Source organism: Streptomyces sp. NPDC052012, assembly GCF_040689265.1.
GTDB lineage: Bacteria > Actinomycetota > Actinomycetes > Streptomycetales > Streptomycetaceae > Streptomyces.
Map to the genome: position 1 here is coordinate 211,375 of NZ_JBFAXA010000008.1, position 16,764 is coordinate 228,138.

Here is a 16,764-nt window from a genome sequence, read left to right on the forward strand (position 1 = left end):
ACCTCTGCCGACCGGGGGTCCCCCGCGATCGGACCGGGCCGCGGCGGCGACACTCCCCCGAGTTGCGCGTGAGCACGCGCGCGCCCCCGGGCCGGGTCCGATGTTGTGATCACATCAGATCTTGCCAACGGATCGCTAACATGTGGCCAATGGTTCTCCGTTGAGTGTCCGGTGTGGGGCGCGTGGACGGCGGGATGCGTCCGGAGCCGGTCCGGGAGCGGTGGGCGGGAAGGCAGTGGTGCGGCGTGATACGGCGCGAGCTGCGGTTCGGCCTGCTGGGGACGCCCGTCCTGTATGTCACGGACGGAACCGGGGCGGCGGCGCGGGACATCGGGAGTCCCAAGGTGCGTACGCTGCTCGCCGTTCTGCTGCTCGGTGCCGGGCGGGTCGTGTCGCTCGAGGCGCTCAAGGAGGCGATGTGGGGCGGGGCGCCGCCCCCCTCAGCGCAGCCGTCGCTGCACAATCACGTGGCCCGCTTGCGTCGGTTGCTCGACGAACCCGATCGTCTGGTCACCGTGCCGAGCGGGTATCTGCTGCGTGTGGGCGAGGGCGAGTTGGACGTCCATGTCTTCGACTCCCACGTCGCCGCGGCCCGCGCCGCCCACGCCGCGGGCGACTGGCAGCACGTGGTGCGCGCGTGCACGGCCGCACTCGCCCTGTGGCGGGGGGATCCGCTGGCCGGGCTGCCGCCCGAGGTGGGCGGGTACGCCTTCGCACGGCGCCTGCGGGAGGCGCGGCTGCTGCTCCTGGAGTGGCGGTACGACGCCGAACTGGGCCTCGGCGGTGAGCGACTGGCCTCCCTGGTGCCGGAGTTGGCCGCACTGACCGCCGAGTATCCGCTGCGGGAGGCGTACCACCGTCAGCTCATGCTCGCCCTGCACCGCACCGGCCGCCAGGCGGAGGCGCTGGCGGTCCACCGGGATCTGCGCGACCGGCTGATCGAGGAACTCGGTGTCGAGCCGGGGGCGGGGGTGCGGGAAGCCCACGTGGAGGTGTTGCGCGGCGTAGCCGCCGATGCGGGGCGCGTCGAGGCAGGAGAGTCGTCCGCCGGGGCCGTCAATTCCGGTGGCTCCGGCGGCTCTGGCGGCTCCGAGGGCCCCGTTGACTCCGGGGGCTCCGCCCTGCCTGCCGCCGCCGTTCTCCCCGTTGCGGGGCAGTCGCGGGGGAGTGGTGAGGACGGGACCTCCGTGACTCGTTCGGCTTCGGCCGGCTCCGCGGATTCCGCCGCGGAATCCGCAGCCTCCGCGTCCCCCTCGCCCCTCCCCTCACCTCCCGCCCAACTCCCTCCACCTCCCCCGCAACTGCCCCCAACCCCAGCGCAACTACCCGCGCCCCCCGCCCACTTCACCGGCCGCCACTCCACCCTCCGTGCCCTCCTCCGCACGCTCACCCCTGAAGCTCCCCACCCCACAACCCCCGCCGTCGCCGTCCTCACCGGCATGCCCGGGGTCGGCAAGAGCGCTCTCGCACTGCAGGTCGCGCATCAGGTGGCGGAACGTTTCTCCGATGGGCAGCTCTACGTCAATCTGCACGGCGCCACCCCGGGCATGACGCCCCTCGCCCCCGCCCAGGCGCTCGCCGCCCTGCTCCGCGACCTCGGCACCGAGCCCCGTGACATCCCGGAACACCCGGACGCCGCAGCCGCGTTGCTCCGCTCCCGGCTCGCGCCGACCCGCACGCTCCTCGTCCTGGACGACGCCGCGGGCGCCGCGCAGATACGGCCCCTGTTGCCGGCCGGGCCCGGCTGTGCCGTGATCGTCACCAGCCGCTCACCGCTCACCGCCCTAGACGGCGCCGCCCGTTTTCCGCTCGCCCCGCTGTCGGACGAGGACAGTGCCGCCCTGCTGCGTGCGGTCTCCGGCCGTGCCGATCTCGAGCCCGGCCACCCCCTCGTCGCGCTCACCGGGCGTCTGCCGCTGGCCCTGCGGGTCGTCGCCGCCCGGCTCGCCGCCCGCCAGGCGCTCACCCCGGACGCCCTCGCCGGGCAGCTGACCGCATGCGCCAGCCGGTTGCCCCACCTCGAATACGACGACCTCAGTGTCCGCCGCTCCCTCGCCGTCGCGCACGACGCGCTCGCCGCCTCCGACCGCCAAGCCGACCGGGACGCGGCCCTCGCCCTGCGGCACATCGGCGCGCTCGACCTGCCGGGCTACGGCGCACCCCTCCTGGCCCGCCTCACCGGCACCGACGCCCACCGCGCCGAGGCCGCCCTGGACCGGCTCGTCGACGTGGCCCTCCTGGAGGAGACCGCCTACGGCCGCTACGTCCCGCACGACCTCGTCCGCGACTTCGCCCGCGAACTCGCCGCAGCGGATGCCGCTGCCAGGAGAGCGACCGACGCCGACAGCACACCTGACGGCCCACCGATCACCCCACCCGTCAGCCCAGCCGACGGCGACACCATCCCCGACACCGCCCCCGGCGCCCCCGACGCCGCCGCTACCTCTGACCCCCTCACCACCCCCCACCCCATCGAAACCGCCCTCCGCTGGTACGCCGCCGTCGCCGAGCGCAGCCTCACCGCGATCGTCGAACCCGGACTCGACCAGGACGACCGCCGCCGGCCCACCCCCTCCCAGCCGCCCGGGCACGCGGCGCAGGTCGGTACCGTGCCGCCGTTCGCCGATGCCGCGGCGGCCTTCGCCTGGGGCGACCGGGAACTGGAGAACATCGTCACCCTGGTCGAACAGGCCGAGCGGTACGCCGATGACACGGCCGCCCACGGCGTCCGCGCCACCCTCGCCACGCTGCTGCGCCTCCTCTACCCCTACCTCCTGCGCAGTGGCCGTGTCGCCGAGCTGGAGGTGCTCGGGCGGGCCGCGCTCCGGGTGGCGCGGCGGCTCGGGGACGAGGCCGCCGAGGCGTACGCCCTGGGCGATCTCGCCGGGGTGCACTTCCTGGCCGGCCGCCTGGGCGACGCCCTCGAGCTCACCGACCGCGCGCTGGCGGTCTGGCGGCGGCTCGACGCGGCCTCCCGGATCCGGCGGTGCCTCAACAACCGCGGGCTGCTGCTCGAAGGACTAGGCCGGTACACCGAGTCCGGCGAGGCGCTCCGGCAGAGCCTCGCCTACTCGCGGCAGCTGAACGACCCCTACGGCGAGGCTGTCACCCACAGCCACCTGGGCAACCTGTACGAGCACACCGATCCGCGCGCCGCCATCGAGCAGCACCGGCTGTCGCTCGCCATCGGGGACGGGATCGGCGCCGTCATCGTGCAGCACTCCGCGCACTGCAACATCGGCTACGCCCACCTCAGCCTCGGTGAACCGGCCGCCGCCCTGCCGCACTTCGAGGAGAGCCTGCGCATCCTCGGCGCCCACGGGGACTGGCACGGCGAGTCCCAGACCCGGCTCGGCCTCGTCCGGGCCCTGCGGCTGCTGGGCCACACCGAGCGCGCCGCGCACGAGTGCGAGGAACTCCTCGCCCGCGCGGACGCCCGCGCCGACCGCTACACCGGCGGTCTCGCCCGCCACCAGTACGGACTGCTGCTGCGGCAGCGAGGGCGTCTGAGCCAGGCGGACGAACACTGGCGCTCGGCGCTCGCCGCGCTGGACGGGACGGACGAGCAGGCCGTGGTGGAGGAGCTCCGCGAGCTGCTGCTGAACACCGTGCCGCCTGCCGCGCCGGCCGTCAGCACGCCGCCCCGCCGCTGATCACTTGGCGTCCGCATAGCACTCCACCACCGCCGTGCTGAACGGGAACCGCACCGGCGTCTCGCCGAAGGTCAGCCGGCCCGCCACCCGGGCGGCCTCCCGGATCGCCGCCACCACTGTCTGCGCCTCTTCTTCGGGGCAGTGCACGATCACCTCGTCGTGCTGGAAGAAGACCAGCTCGGCCGCCATGTCCGCCAGGGCCCGGCGCAGCGCGGCGAGCAGCAGCAGGGCCCAGTCGGCGGCGCTGCCCTGGACGACGAAGTTGCGGGCGAAGCGGCCCCGCGCGCGGGCGTCGGTCGAGGCGTAGCCGGGGACCCACGGCCGGGCGGTGTCGGAGTCCTGGTCGTCCTCGGTGACCGGGATGCCCGCCTCCTCCACCGCGTCGTCCGTCGTCCGGGCGGCCGGCGGGCAGGTGCGGCCCAGCCACGTCCGTACGAGCCGGCCCTCCTCTCCGGCGCGGGCGGCGTCGTCGACGTAGGCCACGGCCTTCGGGAAGCGGCGTCTGAGGGCGGCGAGGTTCTTCAGGCCGTCGCCCGAGGTCTGGCCGTAGACCGCGCCGAGCACGGCGAGTTTGGCCTGGGCGCGGTCGCCGGAGAAGGCGCGGTCGGACACCGACTGGTACAGGTCGCTCTCGCGCCCGGCGACCTCCATCAGCCCCGGATCACGGGAGATCGCGGCCAGCACGCGGGGTTCCATCTGGTCCGCGTCGGCGACGACGAGCCGCCAGCCCGGGTCGGCGACCACCGCGCGGCGGATCACCTTCGGGATCTGCAGGCCGCCCCCGCCGTTGGTCACCCACCGGCCGGTGACCGTGCCGCCCGCGAGGAACTCGGGCCGGAAGCGGCCGTCGCGGACCCAGTCCTGGAGCCAGCTCCAGCCGTGGGCGACCCAGATGCGGTACAGCTTCTTGTATTCGATCAGTGGTTTCACCGCGGGGTGATCGATGCTCTCGATCTCCCAGCGGCGGGTCGAGGTGACCTTGATGCCGGCCTGTACGAACGCCTTGACGACATCGGCCGGCAGATCGGGCCGCACCCGGCGTCCGAACGCGGCGGACACCTCGTCCGCGAGCTCGGCCAGCCGGCGGGGCTCACCGCCGCCCGCGTACCGCTCGCCGAGCAGGTCGTGGAGCACGGCGCGGTGCACGTCCGCCCGCCAGGGCAGCCCCGCGTGGTTCATCTCGGCGGCCACCAGCATCCCGGCCGACTCGGCGGCGATCAGCAGCCGCATCCGGTCCGGGTGCGCGGTCGCGTCGGTCCGGCGCTGCTGCTCGGCGTAGACCGCGAGCAGGTCGGCGGCGGGGACGTGCACACCGCGCGGTTCGAACAGGGGTGACTGGGCGCCCGGTTCGGCCGGGCGCAGCGGCGGATCGGGCGGTACGGGGCCGCCGCGCAGCCGGGCCAGAGCGGCCGCGGCCGAACGGGGTTCCCCGTACCGCCCCTCGTGACCGAGCAGGAGCGTCTCGGCGGCCTCGATGTCGTAGCACCGCTCCACTCGCACCCCCGTGGCGAGCAGGCGCGGGTAGACCTCGGCGGTGGACCGCCACACCCACCGCGTGACACCGGGACGGCTCCGCACGGCCGCGGCGGGATCCGCCTCCCGCCGCACCGGACCGGCGGGCAGCCCGTCGGGGCCGAGGGGGGCGACGTCCACGCCACCGTCCTCGGCCACGACGAGCACCCATCGATCGGCCATGCCGCGAGTCTGACAGGGGGGTCTGACCATGCCCCCCGGCCGACGAGGACGGGCCCGGCCTTCAGCTCTCTGCCTGGCCGTCAGCTCTCTGGCCCCTGCCCGGCCCTCAGGCCTTCTCCTGTTCCCCCTGTGCCCCCCGTTCCCCCTGCTCGCCCTGTTCCCCCTGCGCACCTTCCGCGGGCCGGAGCTGGATCTGTGAGAGCACCTCGGTGATCCACTCCTCGGTCCTCGCCTTGGTGATGCCGAGGCCGCTGAGGACGCCTTCGCCGTTCTCGTGCTCCAGCAGGGCGAGCAGGAGGTGCTCGGTGCCGACGTAGTTGTGGCCGAGGCGGAGCGCCTCGCGGAAGGTGAGTTCGAGGACCTTCTTGGCGGCCGGGCCGTACGGCACCAGGTCGGGGGCGTCCTCGACGGCCGGCGGGAGCGCGGCCGTCGCCGCCTCGCGGACCGCGTCGAGGGTGACGCCCTGGTCGGTGATCGCCTTTCCGGCGAGGCCCTCCGGCTCGGAGAGCAGGCCGAGGACGAGGTGCTCGGGCAGGCCTTCGGCGTGGTGTGCGGCCTTCGCCTCGTTGTGCGCGGCCATCACCACGTTGCGGGCACGCGGCGTGTAGCGGTTGAAGCCCTCGTTCGGGTCCAGCGCGGCGGACTCCTTCGGCACGAAGCGCTTCTGCGCCGCCTGCCGGGTGACGCCCATGCTCTTGCCGATGTCGGTCCAGGAGGCGCCGGAACGCCGGGCCTGGTCCACGAAGTGGCCGATGAGGTGATCGGCGACATCGCCGAGGTGCTCCCCGGCGATCACCGCGTCCTGGAGCTGTTCGAGGGGCTCGTCGTGGACCTTCTTGATGGCCGCGATGAGGTCGTCGAGACGCACGGATGACGTGATGGAGGAGTTCGTGGTCATGTGTCAACCGTAAGTTGACACCCCTGGGCTGTCAACCAGTCGTTGACACCTGCGGGTGAATTCCCGCGCATGGCACGATCGGCCCGTGAGTACGTCCAGCACCGTCGACCGGGCCTTCCGTGCCGCCCTCTACGACCCCGGGGACACCGGCCTCGACACCGGTGCGTCCCTGCTCGCCGCCGACCCGGCCGCGGACGCCGAACTCTCCCGCCGAGGTGAGGAGTTCGTCGCCACCGCCTGGCGGCGCGGCTGGCAGCCCGCCGATGTCGTGCGGATCGTGCGGCGGGAGCTGGACGACGTGCACGTGCGGCTCGTCGCCGCGCTGATCCGCGCCCAGGCCGCGCACGACGACCGCCCCCGCGGCCCCCGCTGGAACGCTCAGCTCGCCGACCTCCCCGCCGAGAAGGCGCCGCGCGCGGAGCGCGGTGACCGCTTCTCGCACGCCACCGCCGTACTGGAGCTGTACCGCCTGCTGCTGCGCCTGCCCGTGCTCGAGTCCCTGGACGAGACGGCCGCCGCCGCGGACGGCCGGAGCGGGAACGGCCGGAGCGGGGACCGGCACCCGGAGTCGCGCATGCTCACCCGCATCCGCGCGCTGCTGGCCAAGGCGGAGGCCACCGGCTTCCCGGAGGAGGCGGAGGCGCTCAGCGCCAAGGCGCAGGAGCTGATGGCACGGCACAGCGTCGACGAGGCGCTGCTCGCCGCGCGGACCCCCTCGGCGCAGACGCCCACCGCCTGCCGGATCGGGGTCGAGCCGCCGTACGAGCAGGCCAAGGCGGTGCTCCTGGACGCGGTCGCCACCGCGAACCACTGCCGCGCGGTGTGGAACGAACCCCTCGGCTTCTCCACCGTCGTCGGTTTCGCCCCCGACCTGGAGGCGGTCGAACTGCTCTACACCTCCCTGCTCGTGCAGGCCACGACTGCGATGACCAAGGCGGAGGCCGCTCAGCGCAAGGGCGGACGGAAGCGGACCAAGACCTTTCGGCAGTCCTTCCTCGCGGCGTACGCCCACCGGGTGGGTACGCGCCTGGCGGCCGTCGCCGAGACCCAGGTGACCGACGATCTCCTCCCGGTCCTCGCCACCCGCGAGGTGGCCGTCACCGAGCGGCTGGACCGCCTGTTCCCCCACACCACGACCACCCGCCTGCGCGGCGTGAGCGACGCGGCGGGCTGGCAAGAGGGCGCACGGGCGGCGGACGCGGCCCAGGTGAAGCCCCGCCGCCACCTTCCCTGAGGCCGAGGGCCGCTTCCGAAACCGGCGGCCGCTCACCCGAAGCCGGGGCTGCTCCCCGCACCGCCCGCGGGCGCGGGCGACGAGGCCGTTCAGTCGCCCACCTTCTGGTAGGCGCCCACGGAGATCTCGAACCCGCCGTCGCCGTCGCCCGCCACCGGGCCGTACGACCACCGGAACACCCGCGTGCTGGGGTCACCGGCCTCGCTGGGGAAGACGACGTGCAGGTTCTTGGCGTCGAACGCGCCCTCGCCACGCGGACCGCGCACATAGGTGAGGGTGAACGACGCGGACTCGCCCTTGGCCAGGGTCAGCTTCTGCGCCCGGGCACCCTCGGCCGGCGGCACGTCGAAGGTCTCGGAGTCACCGGCACCGGCCAGGCGTACCTCAGGGAAGCCGTCCAGGGTGCACTCCGCGCTCTGGTTGGTGAAGCCGACCGGCACCTCGCCGGTGTCCCCAGCGGCCGGGGCGACGCTCGCCGGGCCGACCTCCATGCTCACCTTGTCGATCGCGCAGGCGCCCTTCTTCGGCTGCCCGGACTTGCCGCCCTCGCCCCCGTCGTCGCAGGCGGTCAGCAGGAGGAGGGCGGACAGGGCGGTGACGGCGATCGGTACGGCGCGCATGAGGGTCCCCTGGGTGTGTGGAGGTGCACCCCGATCATCACGCACGGGACCCCGGACCCGTACGCCGACCCCGCCGGGGAGGGGTCACTGGCTCGGCGATCCCAGCCCCGCCGTCGGGAGCCCGGAGGGCAGCTTGCCGCCCTCCGCCTTGGTGTAGGTCTCCGTCCCGAGACCACTCTCCCAGGTGACCTTCAAGGAGGACCCGCTCACCGAGTCGACCGTGCCGGTCGCCCGGTCCTTGCTGCCGTCCGTGCACGTCAGGCGGATCGTCGAGGTTCCGGCGTCCTCACGCGCGGAACCGCTGCACACGGTGCCGCCCGTGGCGAAGAGACCGGCCTGCTCGCCGGTGACCACCAGCGCAACGGCCTTGCCGCCGGTCGTGGCGAGCCAGCTGCCCTCCAGCTTGCCCGCGGGGTCCTTCGGGGCACCCGTGCTGCCGTAGCCGTCGGGTGCCGTGGCAGACGGGGTGGGGCTCGGCTTGGAGTCGCCGGAGTCCCCGGAGTCGCCGTCCCCGCTGCACCCGGTGAGTGCGAGCGCGCCCACCAGGCCGACGGCCGTGGCCGCCACGCGGACGCGCGAGAAGGTCACCGAAGCCACCGAAGTCACTGCAAGCCCCCTAGCTGTAGCCGGCCCCGCCGGCCGGAACGACCGCAGCCAGCTAACCGTACTCACCAGTCACCTCACCACCCCCAGTGACGCACCTCGCACAACCCGGGCACAGGGCCGCCCCGCGACACCGGATCACCTCACCCCGGAGGCCCCCCGGCAGCGGCCCACCCCCGCCGGCACCGCTCGGCACCGCGCGCCGGAGGCACCCCGGCAGCGGCTCACCCCGCCGCGGGCCTCCGGCAGCGGCTCACCCCCCGCCGAGACCGCTCGGCACCGCCCGCCACGGGTCCCTGGCAGCGGTTCGCCCCCGCCGGCACCGCCCGGCACCGCCCGCCACGGGTCCCCGGCAGCGGTTCGCTCCCGCCGACACCGCCCGGCACCGCCCGCCGCGGGCCCCCGGCAGCGGCTCACCCCGCCCGGCACCGCGCGCCGCAGCCCCGCCGCACCCCCCGCGGCCCAGGCGCCCCGCCCCTACCAGGAAGCCTTCCGCACCCCCGGCAGATACCCCGCGTGCGCCTGGCCCCGCAGGTTCACGCGGGACAGTCCGAACGCCCGGACGTACCCGCGCGGCCGACCGTCGACCTGGTCGCGGTTGCGTACGCGCGTGGCGCTCGCGTCGCGCGGCTGCCTGCGCAACTCCCGCTGCGCCGCCAGCCGTTCCGCCTCCGTCGACGACGGACGCCGGACGATCTCCTTCAGCTCCGCCCGCCGGGCCGCGTACCGCGCGACGATCTCCCGCCGCTGCTCGTTCTTCGCGATCTTGCTCTTCTTCGCCATCAGACCTTCCCTCCCCGTGCGCGGATGCGGGCGACCGCCGCCTCGACGCCGATCGCGTCGACCGTCTTGATCCCCTTCGCGCTCAGCCGCAGCCGCACGTACCGGCCCTCGCTCGGCAGCCAGTAGCGCTTGGACTGGATGTTGGGGTCGAAGCGGCGCGAGGTGCGCCGGTGGGAGTGGGAGATGCGGTTGCCGAAGCCGGGCTGTGCGCCGGTCAGCATGCAGTGCGCGGACATGGTGACGTACCTCTCTCACGGTCGGTCCGACCCCCTGATGTAAATGGGAATCGTTTTCAGTAAGCTACCAGCATGGCACGCAACGAACTCCGCCCGGTCATCAAGCTCCGCTCCACCGCGGGCACCGGCTTCACCTACGTCACCCGCAAGAACCGCCGCAACGACCCCGACCGCCTGACGCTGCGCAAGTACGACCCCGTCGTCGGCCGTCACGTCGACTTCCGAGAGGAGCGCTGAACCACCGCCATGCGCCAGGGAATCCATCCGCCCTACGGGCCCGTCGTGTTCCGTGACCGTGCCGCGGGGTACGCCTTCCTCACCCGGTCCACCATGACCAGCGACAAGACGATCGAATGGGAGGACGGCCGCACCTACCCGGTCGTCGACGTCGAGATCTCGAACGTCAGCCACCCCTTCTACACCGGCACCGCGCGGGTCCTGGACACCGCCGGCCGCGTGGAGCGCTTCGAGCGCCGCTACGGCAAGCGGGGTGACGCGTGACCCCGCCGGAAGCCGTCCCCGCGCCGCTCCCCGTCGCCGTCGTCGGCGGCCTGCACGCCGAGGCCCGCGGGGCCGCGGTCGCGCGGCTGCTCGCCGACGTGCCGGGCAGCGTCGTACTCCACCACGACCTCGAGACGGCCGCCGCGGGCACCGTCGTACGGACCGTGCGGGACGCCGGCGGCGTGCTCTCCACCGGTGAGGCGCCGCTGGTGAACGACTGCGCCTGCTGCGCCCTGCGCGAGGACCTCGTCCCCGAGCTGCGGCGGCTCGCGGACGCGGGCGACATCCCGCTCGCGATCGTCGAGCTGTGGGACTCCGTCGAGCCGAAGGCCATGGCCGAGGTGATCGCGGCCGGCGGCTTCACCGTCACCGGTGTGATCACCGCCGTGGACCCGGCGCTGCTGCTGCCGTACCTCGCCAACGGCGACGACCTCGCCGAGCGCGGGCTCGCCGCCGCGGTCACCGACCAGCGCACCGTCGCCGACACCTTCGCCCGGCAGCTGGAGTACGCCCCCGTGCTGGCCGTCGCCGACTCCCCGGAGGCCGACGACGAGGACCGGGAGCTCCTGCGCCAGCTGCATCCCACGGCGCACCCGGTGCCCCTCGGCGCCACCGGCGGCAGCAGGTCGCTGCTCGCCGCCGCCGCGCTCGCCGGGTTCGACCTGGAGGCCGCCGCCGCGGCCCAGCACCCGGCCTGCGCGCTGCTGCCCGCCGAGGCCGACGCGCACGGTGTCTCCACCCTCGTGTGGCGCCGGCGCCGCCCCTTCCACCCGGAGCGGCTGTACGCCGCCCTGGAGGACCTCACCTGCGCCGCCGTCCGCAGCCGGGGCCGGTTCTGGCTCGCCGACAAGCCCGACACGCTGTTCCACTGGGACGCGGCGGGCGGCGCCCTGTGCGTGGAGAGCGCCGGGCCGTGGCTGGGCTCGCTGCCGGACGCGGCCTGGGACCTGGTGCCGCCGGTGCGCCGGGCCGCCGCCGCGCTGGACTGGCACCCCGAGCACGGGGACCGCTGCCAGCACCTGGTCTTCACCTCGCCCGCCCTGGACCGCGACGGGCTGCACCGGCTCCTGGACTCCTGCCTGCTGACCGACGCCGAGTACGCCGCCGGGCCCGAGGCCTGGCAGCGGCTGCCGCACGCCTTCGACACCCTCCTGGAGGTCTGACCCATGCCCCGCAGGACCGAGCGCAAGCCCGCCAAGGCCCGCCCCAACCCGCTGGACCAGGCCGGGATCACGTACATCGACTACAAGGACACCGACCTGCTGCGGAAGTTCCTCTCCGACCGCGGCAAGATCCGCAGCCGGCGCGTCACCCGGGTCACCGCACAGCAGCAGCGACAGCTGGCCAGGGCGATCAAGAACGCCCGCGAGATGGCGCTGCTGCCGTACTCGAGCCGCTAGGAAGGTTCACAGGAAGGAAGTTCAAGGGAACACAAAAGCCCCCGGCTGCGTCTGAACTTACAGCGGGGGGCAATCCGGCGTCCGACGACGCTGTAACCACAGGATGACCCCGCGTGCACGTGCATCTGCGCCTGCATCTGCACATGAACAAAGCTATGATCCGGGTCAGTTGACCATGCATCAATGGCCACACCAGCCAGTGCACACCGGGGAGCGACCTGTGGACCACGACGTGTACGACGGTGACGTGTACGACGGTGCCGACGCGTCCGGCGTGTACAACGGCATGGCGGCCACCAGGCTGAACGGCGTGGCCTGGCAGAAGAGCCGGCACAGCAACTCGCAGGGGTCCTGCGTGGAGTTCGCGCGCCTGCCCGGCGGGGACGTGGCCGTGCGCAACTCCCGCTTCCCGGACGGTCCCGCGCTCGTCTACACGCGTGCGGAGATCGAGGCGATGCTGCTGGGTGTGAAGGACGGCGAGTTCGATCACCTGGTCGCCGGCTGACGCCCGGCCGGGGGGCCCGGTCCGGTATCCCGGCGAGGCCCGGACGCCGACCCGGTGTGACGCGCGTAGAGCCGTGGCGCGGTGAAGCGCCGCGGTGCGTCAGTCGGAGGGGTGCGGGCACTCGCCCGCGTGCTGAAGCCGGAACAGCGCCCACACCACCTTCCCGCCGAGGGTGCCCGCCATCGGGTGCCAGCCCCAGCCGTCGCTGAAGGAGTCGACGAGGAACAGGCCGCGGCCCGACTCGGCGGAGAAGTCGTCGGAGTCCCGGGCGACGGGACTCTCCCGGCTGGGATCGCGCACCGCGCACACCAGCCGCTCGGTCCACCGCATCAGGTGCAGCCGCACCGGAGGGTCCTGCTCCGTCAGTCGCGGGGTGTTCGCCGGCAGCGCGTGCCGCAGCGCGTTGGTGACCAGCTCGGAGACGACCAGGCACACGTCGTCGAAACGTTCACCCAGGTCCCACTGGTCGAGGGTCCTGCGGGTGAACCGCCGGGCGTCGCCCACCGCTTCGTAGCGGGCGGGGAGGGCGCAGGAGGCGGCGTCGGACACGGCCGCGGGGTCCAGCGGCGGAAGGCCCTGCCGTAACGGCTCGAGCATGGTCGATCCATTCGTCCCCATGCGAGGCACTCCCGGGAATTCGCGTGCTGGCGAGGCGGCGGTGGTGCGGGGACCATGGTTTCGGATGCGTACAGCAGATGCAAGGGCAGATGCACGTGCAGCTGACCGAAATGGACCTGCCCGTACCGCTTGTTGGCCAATTTTTCCGTCATCTTCACCTCCTCTTCTGGCCGAGCTCTTGCCCACTCGGTGCTCGTTCCCGACCGGTTTCCTTGGCCGGATTCCGTTTCCGTAACCGGACGAGTACTGCTCGGAGTGTTTTAGTGGCAGACTGCGGGCCCTGCGGATGTTGGGGAGGCTGGCGAACGTGAGCGCGGGAGAGCCGGGATCGGTGGTGCGGCGCATGCTGCTCGGATCACAACTCAGGCGACTGCGTGAGGCGCGGGGGATCACGCGCGAGGCGGCGGGTTACTCGATCCGCGCCTCGGAATCGAAGATCAGCCGGATGGAGTTGGGCCGGGTGAGCTTCAAGACCAGGGACGTGGAGGACCTGCTGACGCTGTACGGCATCACGGACGAGCAGGAGCGCACCTCGTTGCTCTCCCTCGCCCGGGAGGCCAACGTCGCGGGCTGGTGGCACAGTTACTCGGACGTCCTGCCGAGCTGGTTCCCCACCTATGTCGGCCTGGAGGGCGCGGCCTCGCTGATCCGGGCGTACGAGGTGCAGTTCGTGCACGGCCTGCTGCAGACCGAGAGCTACGCCCGCGCGGTGGTGCGGCGCGGGATGAAGGGCGCGAGCGAGGCGGACGTCGAGCGCCGGGTCGCGCTGCGGCTGGAGCGGCAGAAGTACCTGGTGGCGGAGAACGCCCCCGAGTTCCACGTGGTGCTCGACGAGGCCGCCCTGCGCCGCCCCTACGGGGACCGCGAGGTGATGCGCGGGCAGCTCCAGCACCTGATCGAGATCTCCGAGCGGCCCAACGTCCGCCTCCAGGTGATGCCGTTCAGCCTCGGCGGGCACTCCGGGGAGTCCGGCGCGTTCACCATTCTCAGCTTCCCCGAGTCCGACCTGTCGGACGTCGTCTACCTGGAGCAGCTCACCAGCGCGCTGTACCTGGACAAGGCCGAGGACGTCGCCCAGTACGAGAAGGCGCTGAAGGAGCTCCAGCACGACAGCCCGGGCCCTTCGGAGAGCCGGGACCTTCTGCGAGGACTCCTTCAACTCTCTTGAAACACAAGTACGATGACGTGTGATCAGAAAATGATCAGACCGTGGGTCGATCTGGGTTCTGCTTCGGCAGCAAGGGATTGAGGGATCACATGTCGTCGTACTTCACCGACCTGGCGCAGCAGTACATCGACGGTGAGTGGCGCCCGGGCACAGGCTCCTGGGACATCATCGACTTCAACCCGTACGACGACGAGAAGCTCGCGTCGATCACCATAGCCACGGTCGACGAGGTCGATCAGGCGTACCGGGCCGCCGCCCGTGCCCAGAAGCAGTGGGCGGCGACCAACCCCTACGCCCGCCGCGCGGTCTTCGAGAAGGCGCTGAGACTGATCGAGGAGCGCGAGGAGGAGATCTCCGAGGCGATCGTCGCCGAGCTCGGCGGTACGCGTCTGAAGGCCGCCTTCGAGCTCCACCTCGCCAAGGAGTTCCTGCGTGAGGCGATCCACCTGGCGCTGGCGCCCGAGGGCCGGATCATCCCCTCGCCGGTCGACGGCAAGGAGAACCGCGTCTACCGCGTCCCGGTCGGCGTCGTGGGCGTGATCAGCCCGTTCAACTTCCCCTTCCTGCTGTCGCTCAAGTCGGTCGCCCCGGCGCTCGCGCTGGGCAACGGCGTCGTCCTCAAGCCGCACCAGAACACCCCGATCGTCGGCGGCTCCCTGGTCGCGAAGATCTTCGAGGACGCGGGCCTGCCCGGCGGCCTGCTGAACGTCGTCATCACCGACATCGCCGAGATCGGCGACGCCTTCATCGAGCACCCGGTCCCCAAGGTCATCTCCTTCACGGGCTCCGACAAGGTCGGCCGCCATGTCGCCACCGTCTGCGCCGCGCACTTCAAGCGCTCCGTGCTCGAACTGGGCGGCAACAGCGCGCTGGTGGTCCTGGACGACGCCGACATCGACTACGCGGTCGACGCGGCGGTCTTCAGCCGGTACGTCCATCAGGGCCAGGTCTGCATGGCCGCGAACCGTGTCCTGGTCGACCGGGCGGTCGCCGACGAGTTCACCGAGAAGTTCGTCGCCAAGGTGAAGACCCTCAAGGCCGGCGACCCGCGCGACCCGGAGACCGTCATCGGCCCGGTGATCAACTCCCAGCAGGCGGACGCGGTCTCCGGCGTCGTCGAGCAGGCCCTCGCCGAGGGCGCCACGGCCCTGGTGCGCGGCGGCAGGCGGGACAACCTCGTCGAGCCCTCCGTCCTCACCGGCGTCCCCGCCGACTCGGCCCTGCTCCAGCAGGAGGTCTTCGGCCCGGTCGCCTTCCTCGTCCCGTTCGACGGCGAGGAGGAGGCCGTCCGCATCGTCAACGACACCCCGTACGGCCTGAGCGGCGCGGTGCACACCGGGGACGTCGAGCGGGGCGTCGCCTTCGCCAAGCGGATCGACACCGGCATGTTCCACGTGAACGACGGCACCGTCCACGACGAGCCGATCGTCCCCTTCGGCGGCGAGAAGCACTCCGGCGTCGGCCGCCTGAACGGCGACACCATGCTGGACGCCTTCACCACCCTGAAGTGGATCTCGGTCCAGCACGGCCGGAGCGGCTTCCCGTTCTGAGGGGCAACAGCGACGCCCTGCACGGCGGACCATGGCGGAACATGCATCCAGGTGTACAGTAGATGCATGTCTGCTACGTATCCCATTGCCGAGGCGCGGGGGAAGCTCGGCGAGCTCGCTCGCCGAGCCGCCCAGCACGAGCACATCACGCTGACCGACCGCGGCGTCCCGGCCGCCGTGCTGATCTCGCCGGCCGAGCTGGAGGACCTCGAGGACGCGCTGGCGCTCGCCCGTCTGGAGCGTGACCGCGCACTCGGCCGCAGCGGGGCACCGGTCCCGCACTCCGAGGCTCGTCGGGCTCTGCTGGAGGCCGCCGGGCGGGGTGGCGAGTGACCTGGCAGGTCGTCTGGGAGCCGGCCGCGCTGGATGCGGCCACCGGGTATCTCAAGGTCGATCCGCAGGACGTCGACGACCTCCTGCGGGCCACGGACCAGCTCGCGGAGGAGCCGCGGCCGGAGGGATCGCGCGCCTGGGGTGTCGACCATCGTCGCCTCCACCACGGCCGTTGGCGCGTCCTGTACCGGCTCGAACCGGAGACCCGCACGCTGTACATCGAGCACGTCGGCCGCAGGGAGGCCTGACCGCCCCGCCGCGGGTGGAGCAGGGCAGCGACTGGGGCTGAGCCCCGGGGTCCTACGCTGGGCGCATGTCAGCGATCCGTCTTCTCGTGCTCGGCGCGGTGCGCCAGCACGGGCGGGCCCACGGCTACCAGGTGCGCAACGACCTGGAGTTCTGGGGCGCGCACGAGTGGTCCAACGCCAAACCGGGCTCGATCTACCACGCGCTGAAGCAGATGGCGAAGCAAGGGCTGCTGCACGCGCACGAGATCGCCCCGTCGACGGCCGGCGGCCCGCCGCGCACCGAGTACGAGATCACCGACGAGGGCACCGAGGAGTACTTCCGGCTGCTGCGGGCGTCCCTGACGTCGTACGACCAGAAGCCGGACGTGCTCTCCGCCGCCCTCGGCTTCATCGTCGACCTCGAACGCGCGGAGGCCCTGGCCCTGCTGGAGGAGCGGGTGCGGGCCATCGAGGCGTGGCGCAAGGCCGTGACCGAGTACTACACGCCCGAGAACGGCCCCGGTCAGCTCGGTCACATCGGGGAGATCATGGACTTCTGGGTCCACTCCGCCGACACCGGCGCCGCGTGGACCCGCGGTCTCATCGAGCGGATCCGGGGCGGCGCGTACACCTTCGCCGGTGAGGGCGAGCCGTTCGTCGGCATCCTGGCCGAGGGCGAGGAGAACCCGTACGCGACGGGGGAGCGGCATCCCGGCGACGAGCGCTGAGGACCGCTGCGA

Annotated in this window: 19 protein-coding genes; 12 read left to right on the top strand and 7 right to left on the bottom strand. The window is 72.8% G+C overall.

All coding sequences use genetic code 11. The features are described from left to right. Window positions 1-194: 194 nt before the first annotated feature. Window positions 195-3,653 (top strand): BTAD domain-containing putative transcriptional regulator, encoded by a 3,459-nt coding sequence (locus AB0412_RS17070; RefSeq protein ID WP_366403362.1) that lies wholly within the window; start codon window positions 195-197, stop codon window positions 3,651-3,653. On the opposite strand, the gene AB0412_RS17075 is transcribed toward AB0412_RS17070, so the two are convergent. Both AB0412_RS17075 and AB0412_RS17080 read right to left on the bottom strand, forming a co-directional pair. Next, on the bottom strand, window positions 3,654-5,348 hold the full coding sequence (locus AB0412_RS17075; protein WP_366403363.1) for a bifunctional 3'-5' exonuclease/DNA polymerase: 1,695 nt from the start codon (window positions 5,346-5,348) through the stop codon (window positions 3,654-3,656). 106 nt (window positions 5,349-5,454) lie between these two features. Continuing rightward, window positions 5,455-6,246 (bottom strand): Clp protease N-terminal domain-containing protein, encoded by a 792-nt coding sequence (locus AB0412_RS17080; RefSeq protein WP_366403364.1) that lies wholly within the window; start codon window positions 6,244-6,246, stop codon window positions 5,455-5,457. Between the two features lie 85 nt (window positions 6,247-6,331). On the opposite strand from AB0412_RS17080, the gene AB0412_RS17085 reads away from it, so the two are divergent. Beyond that, on the top strand, window positions 6,332-7,480 hold the full coding sequence (locus AB0412_RS17085; protein WP_366403365.1) for a DUF2786 domain-containing protein: 1,149 nt from the start codon (window positions 6,332-6,334) through the stop codon (window positions 7,478-7,480). A gap of 89 nt (window positions 7,481-7,569) precedes the next feature. Here AB0412_RS17085 and AB0412_RS17090 read toward each other — a convergent pair whose 3' ends face one another. The 4 genes from AB0412_RS17090 to rpmB all read right to left on the bottom strand — a co-directional run bounded on the left by AB0412_RS17090 (window position 7,570) and on the right by rpmB (window position 9,722). Then, the gene (locus AB0412_RS17090; RefSeq protein WP_366403366.1) at window positions 7,570-8,100 is read right to left on the bottom strand and encodes a DUF4232 domain-containing protein; all 531 of its coding nucleotides are present in this window, start codon (window positions 8,098-8,100) and stop codon (window positions 7,570-7,572) included. An 84-nt stretch (window positions 8,101-8,184) separates the two neighbouring features. Then, entirely contained in the window at window positions 8,185-8,688 is a 504-nt protein-coding gene (locus tag AB0412_RS17095) for a hypothetical protein (protein ID WP_366403367.1), read from the bottom strand. Window positions 8,689-9,180: 492 nt separating this feature from the next. Continuing rightward, a complete protein-coding gene (rpsN, locus tag AB0412_RS17100) occupies window positions 9,181-9,486 on the bottom strand; it encodes a 30S ribosomal protein S14 (protein ID WP_366403368.1) in 306 nt (101 codons plus the stop codon). Beyond that, window positions 9,486-9,722, bottom strand: a complete 237-nt coding sequence (gene rpmB, locus AB0412_RS17105) for a 50S ribosomal protein L28 (RefSeq protein ID WP_366403369.1) — start codon at window positions 9,720-9,722, stop codon at window positions 9,486-9,488. The genes rpsN and rpmB overlap by 1 nt, the downstream gene beginning before the upstream one ends. A 72-nt stretch (window positions 9,723-9,794) precedes the next feature. On the opposite strand from rpmB, the gene rpmG reads away from it, so the two are divergent. The 5 genes from rpmG (at window position 9,795) to AB0412_RS17130 (ending at window position 12,128) form a co-directional block, all read left to right on the top strand. Then, window positions 9,795-9,959 carry a 50S ribosomal protein L33 gene (gene rpmG / locus AB0412_RS17110; protein WP_033321692.1) on the top strand — a complete coding sequence of 55 codons (165 nt, stop codon included), beginning with the start codon at window positions 9,795-9,797 and terminating at the stop codon, window positions 9,957-9,959. Between the two features lie 9 nt (window positions 9,960-9,968). Further along, the gene (locus tag AB0412_RS17115; RefSeq protein ID WP_366403370.1) at window positions 9,969-10,223 is read left to right on the top strand and encodes a type B 50S ribosomal protein L31; all 255 of its coding nucleotides are present in this window, start codon (window positions 9,969-9,971) and stop codon (window positions 10,221-10,223) included. Further along, the gene (locus tag AB0412_RS17120) at window positions 10,220-11,386 is read left to right on the top strand and encodes a GTP-binding protein (RefSeq protein ID WP_366403371.1); all 1,167 of its coding nucleotides are present in this window, start codon (window positions 10,220-10,222) and stop codon (window positions 11,384-11,386) included. The genes AB0412_RS17115 and AB0412_RS17120 overlap by 4 nt, the downstream gene beginning before the upstream one ends. 3 nt (window positions 11,387-11,389) lie before the next feature. Then, window positions 11,390-11,623 carry a 30S ribosomal protein S18 gene (rpsR, locus tag AB0412_RS17125; RefSeq protein ID WP_366403372.1) on the top strand — a complete coding sequence of 78 codons (234 nt, stop codon included), beginning with the start codon at window positions 11,390-11,392 and terminating at the stop codon, window positions 11,621-11,623. Window positions 11,624-11,843: 220 nt separating this feature from the next. Continuing rightward, entirely contained in the window at window positions 11,844-12,128 is a 285-nt protein-coding gene (locus AB0412_RS17130) for a DUF397 domain-containing protein (protein WP_260825529.1), read from the top strand. A gap of 99 nt (window positions 12,129-12,227) precedes the next feature. On the opposite strand, the gene AB0412_RS17135 is transcribed toward AB0412_RS17130, so the two are convergent. After that, a complete protein-coding gene (locus AB0412_RS17135; protein WP_366403373.1) occupies window positions 12,228-12,725 on the bottom strand; it encodes an ATP-binding protein in 498 nt (165 codons plus the stop codon). Window positions 12,726-13,089: 364 nt separating this feature from the next. Between AB0412_RS17135 and AB0412_RS17140 the strand changes: the two genes are divergently transcribed. The 5 genes from AB0412_RS17140 (at window position 13,090) to AB0412_RS17160 (ending at window position 16,752) form a co-directional block, all read left to right on the top strand. Beyond that, window positions 13,090-13,914, top strand: a complete 825-nt coding sequence (locus tag AB0412_RS17140; RefSeq protein WP_366403401.1) for a helix-turn-helix transcriptional regulator — start codon at window positions 13,090-13,092, stop codon at window positions 13,912-13,914. An 89-nt stretch (window positions 13,915-14,003) separates the two neighbouring features. Then, entirely contained in the window at window positions 14,004-15,464 is a 1,461-nt protein-coding gene (locus AB0412_RS17145; protein ID WP_366403374.1) for an aldehyde dehydrogenase family protein, read from the top strand. A 66-nt stretch (window positions 15,465-15,530) separates the two neighbouring features. Further along, entirely contained in the window at window positions 15,531-15,797 is a 267-nt protein-coding gene (locus AB0412_RS17150; RefSeq protein ID WP_366403375.1) for a type II toxin-antitoxin system prevent-host-death family antitoxin, read from the top strand. Continuing rightward, window positions 15,794-16,045: a type II toxin-antitoxin system RelE/ParE family toxin gene (locus AB0412_RS17155; RefSeq protein WP_366403376.1), complete on the top strand. Its 252-nt coding sequence runs from the start codon at window positions 15,794-15,796 to the stop codon at window positions 16,043-16,045. The genes AB0412_RS17150 and AB0412_RS17155 overlap by 4 nt, the downstream gene beginning before the upstream one ends. Before the next feature lie 65 nt (window positions 16,046-16,110). Then, complete coding sequence (locus tag AB0412_RS17160) at window positions 16,111-16,752, top strand: PadR family transcriptional regulator (protein WP_366403377.1); 642 nt, start codon at window positions 16,111-16,113, stop codon at window positions 16,750-16,752. Window positions 16,753-16,764 lie beyond the last annotated feature (12 nt).

What these genes read in the sequence shown, in the direction of transcription:
- AB0412_RS17070 (WP_366403362.1), top strand. Translation starts at nt 195, where the DNA reads ATGCGTCCGGAGCCGGTCCGGGAGCGGTGGGCGGGAAGGCAGTGGTGC.
- AB0412_RS17075 (WP_366403363.1), bottom strand. Translation starts at nt 5,348, where the DNA reads ATGGCCGATCGATGGGTGCTCGTCGTGGCCGAGGACGGTGGCGTGGAC.
- AB0412_RS17080 (WP_366403364.1), bottom strand. Translation starts at nt 6,246, where the DNA reads ATGACCACGAACTCCTCCATCACGTCATCCGTGCGTCTCGACGACCTC.
- AB0412_RS17090 (WP_366403366.1), bottom strand. Translation starts at nt 8,100, where the DNA reads ATGCGCGCCGTACCGATCGCCGTCACCGCCCTGTCCGCCCTCCTCCTG.
- rpsN (WP_366403368.1), bottom strand. Translation starts at nt 9,486, where the DNA reads ATGGCGAAGAAGAGCAAGATCGCGAAGAACGAGCAGCGGCGGGAGATC.
- rpmB (WP_366403369.1), bottom strand. Translation starts at nt 9,722, where the DNA reads ATGTCCGCGCACTGCATGCTGACCGGCGCACAGCCCGGCTTCGGCAAC.
- rpmG (WP_033321692.1), top strand. Translation starts at nt 9,795, where the DNA reads ATGGCACGCAACGAACTCCGCCCGGTCATCAAGCTCCGCTCCACCGCG.
- AB0412_RS17115 (WP_366403370.1), top strand. Translation starts at nt 9,969, where the DNA reads ATGCGCCAGGGAATCCATCCGCCCTACGGGCCCGTCGTGTTCCGTGAC.
- rpsR (WP_366403372.1), top strand. Translation starts at nt 11,390, where the DNA reads ATGCCCCGCAGGACCGAGCGCAAGCCCGCCAAGGCCCGCCCCAACCCG.
- AB0412_RS17135 (WP_366403373.1), bottom strand. Translation starts at nt 12,725, where the DNA reads ATGCTCGAGCCGTTACGGCAGGGCCTTCCGCCGCTGGACCCCGCGGCC.
- AB0412_RS17140 (WP_366403401.1), top strand. Translation starts at nt 13,090, where the DNA reads ATGCTGCTCGGATCACAACTCAGGCGACTGCGTGAGGCGCGGGGGATC.
- AB0412_RS17145 (WP_366403374.1), top strand. Translation starts at nt 14,004, where the DNA reads ATGTCGTCGTACTTCACCGACCTGGCGCAGCAGTACATCGACGGTGAG.
- AB0412_RS17150 (WP_366403375.1), top strand. Translation starts at nt 15,531, where the DNA reads ATGTCTGCTACGTATCCCATTGCCGAGGCGCGGGGGAAGCTCGGCGAG.
- AB0412_RS17160 (WP_366403377.1), top strand. Translation starts at nt 16,111, where the DNA reads ATGTCAGCGATCCGTCTTCTCGTGCTCGGCGCGGTGCGCCAGCACGGG.